The organism is Haloimpatiens lingqiaonensis, assembly GCF_901447495.1.
Lineage (GTDB): Bacteria > Bacillota > Clostridia > Clostridiales > Clostridiaceae > Haloimpatiens > Haloimpatiens lingqiaonensis.
Genome location: NZ_CABDWS010000143.1, coordinates 1 through 2,981 on the forward strand (window position 1 = coordinate 1; position 2,981 = coordinate 2,981).

At 29.4% G+C, this 2,981-nt stretch carries 2 protein-coding genes; both read right to left on the reverse strand.

The features are described 5' to 3' along the window. Positions 1-748: 748 nt before the first annotated feature. Complete coding sequence (locus FGK85_RS14895) at positions 749-1,642, reverse strand: 2-hydroxyacyl-CoA dehydratase family protein (protein ID WP_138207912.1); 894 nt, start codon at positions 1,640-1,642, stop codon at positions 749-751. Positions 1,643-1,654: 12 nt separating this feature from the next. Next, positions 1,655-2,923, reverse strand: a complete 1,269-nt coding sequence (locus FGK85_RS14900; protein ID WP_138207914.1) for a 2-hydroxyacyl-CoA dehydratase subunit D — start codon at positions 2,921-2,923, stop codon at positions 1,655-1,657. Positions 2,924-2,981 lie beyond the last annotated feature (58 nt).

Here is a 2,981-nt window from a genome sequence, read left to right on the forward strand (position 1 = left end):
CCTGCCGTAACACTCCCACTTCTAACAAAGTGGGAGATAACGGCAGCTACGTCCCTGGATAACGATCTCTAACCTTCAGTTGGAGTAAAAACTCCATCTGAAGCTAAGAGCTCTGTTTATAGGCTAATACTATAAAGTGGTAAGATTTTAGATTTTAAAGTTAAAAATTTATACTGTATTGAAATTAATGATTGCATTATATATTTATAACTTCTTACAAGTTTTACGCATATTCACCTAATATCGCTAATACTAAGCAGTTCTCAAAGTCTTGTAAAACTCATGAACTTCTCATACTTTCATATGAGCGTAGACTATATCATCACCTCAATTAAATTGTCCATTGTCAATTGTCAATTGTCAATTAATATAAGGTGTCCTCCACTTCCACTACCAATAGCTTGTAGTGTACTCCCATCACAGGATAGTCGTTGAAGTTTCCTCTTTTCGAGGCTTACCTGCTGATTGCCCATTATCGCAACCTAACGGTTTTTAACCATGAGATTGGCGCACTTAGGATTTAACCTTATGCTATCTAACTAATTTTTTCTGCTTTCGCAACTATCACGCTTAGGCCTTTTTCATCCTTGCGTTGTAGTTTAGTTAGCTTTAGGGGTTTCCAGCAATTCAAAGGATTTTGGATGTATTTAATACATCACTCCATGCTCTTTACGAACATGGGAGGCTGTCAACAATTTTCTAAGTTAAAAGTTATAAAACTTTACAGTGAATTATAACTTTTTATAACTTATTTGTAACTGTTAGTTACCTCTAATCTTGTTTTAATTTGACCTTCACCCTGAATTAAAAAGTCCGTATCTATTTTTAAAATAGGTATATCTACATTGCTTTTTAAATATGTGTAATCGAAGGAATAATAATCACAAAATTTTATGGTGTGATAAATTATTCCCTTAATATTTTGCTTATTCTTTTCTATAAAATTGTATCGTTTACTTATATCACACATTCTCATGCAAGGAAATTGATTTAACAAATCCTTGCAGTAATTTATTAATAATTTTTCTTTCCACAAAATAACTTCTTCTTTTGAATGGTTCAATGCATTTTTCAATTTTAATGTTTCATTTAAGGCACATTGATTATTTGTACAGGTTATATCATAAATTGAATATCCATTGTTTTTAATTGATTCTAGTAGATAATTCTCTAATCTAGCTCCAATTAAAAGTAGGGTGTTTTTAGGAATTTCGTTAAAGGATTCAGTATTGACACTTTTATTAATTCCTATAGTATTTAAAAAATACTCCATAGAAAAAGGTTTATGAAAGTAATCTTCTAAAGCAGATATGAATTTTAAAATTTCATTATGAAAAAGTTTATAGGAATTATTATTAATTTTTCTTGGCATATCAATTAAGTATATAAATTTAAATAAAGGATCTTTTTTCAATATATCATATAAACGTCTTATACTATCGCAGCAGTTAACTAAAACCAATTTATCTATTTTTTTATTGTAACATTCATCTATTACTGCTTTTATATAGGAACACATATTGTTATGAGTTAAATAATTGCATTTATCAAAAGTGTATATTTGTGGATTTATTTTGTATGTGTCTTCACCAAAGCTTTCTATTATGTGAATAGGTGTATATTTACATAAGTATCCTATCATAAAAATTACCTCCTAAAAGTTTTGCCACATTTCTAAAAAGGCTTCTAATCTAGTTTTGATTTGTCCAGAGGAGCTATTTCGTCTATCTACACCATCTCCATCCAAGGATATAAAGGGTATATTTTTCTCTACAAGTGAGTTTTTTAAAAGCTGCACTCCGCCACTGGATTGTTTACAGCCCCATTGACAAAAGTTTATTACTCCATCTGCATTTAAAGATTCATACATTTCTAAAATATTATCTATTTTTCTTTGAAAAGTTCCGTTGTATTGATTGTAAATCATTTTTTTACTTAAGGAAGCTAAAGGATTCGAAATATCCATTTCTTCCATATAGTCAAAGTTTAAGTCACAGGTTAATATTTGATAATCATTACTAAAATTAAAACATTCCCTTAAAGTTTTATGATAAAAAGGAAGTAAGTGCACCCATAGTATTCTTTTAGTGCTTTTACTGCAAACAGGTGCTTTCTGTATATCCTTTAGAAGCATTTCATAAAATTTTAAAGTCTCTTCTCTTCCTATGGATACGTGGGAAGCAAAAAGCTTGTACATTTCAATTGTTAATGTATTTGGAAAGTATTTATATTTCAATTCCTTATAATACTCTTTTAAAAGTTTTTTACTTTTATTTTCTCTATGGATGACTTTTTTTAGTGATTCATAACTAAAAGGTTTTCCTAATATATCCTCCATAAATTCAATTAATTCTTGGAGTTGTTCCACTACATATATTTCTGCATCTTTAGAATACTCATAAGGAATATCTACACTGTAAAATGGGATATTATATTTAGAGGCAGCGTACCTAAAGGTGTTTATATTAGCATCGCATATTATAGATGAAGCAGTGGAAAATAGGGGTTTAGGTAAAACTCCTGATTCGATGGCACCCAAAAATGCTTTATGGTAACTGCAGAGGGTTTCTCCAAGACCACTGTTTTCTTCTATATTTATAAAGGCATCTTCGCATTGAAGTCCAGAAAGAAAAGAAGAAAAAGCTTCTACAAAAAGAGGATATACTTCCATGGCTTGAAGGAGTTCTGTAGGGGCAAATAGATTTACAAAGGCTGAATTATTTGGGTTTTTTAATGGTTCTAATATATATTTAACGCAGATAGTATTTAAATATTGAAGTGAAGGTGGTAACTTTTTATCAGGAAATAAATGATTTCTTTTTTCTTCCAAAGCTAATCCTAGTTTAATTAAATTTAATGTTGTATTAGGATTATTTGGTATATTTTTTTTAATTATACTTCCGTATGAATTTATTATATCCAAACTAAATCACCTCTTTATTTTAACAAATAATGGTTATGGAACAATACAAAAAAAGGGG

Bases quoted from the DNA above. Each gene is read 5' to 3' on its own strand.
- FGK85_RS14895 (WP_138207912.1), bottom strand. From the start codon at position 1,642: ATGATAGGATACTTATGTAAATATACACCTATTCACATAATAGAAAGC.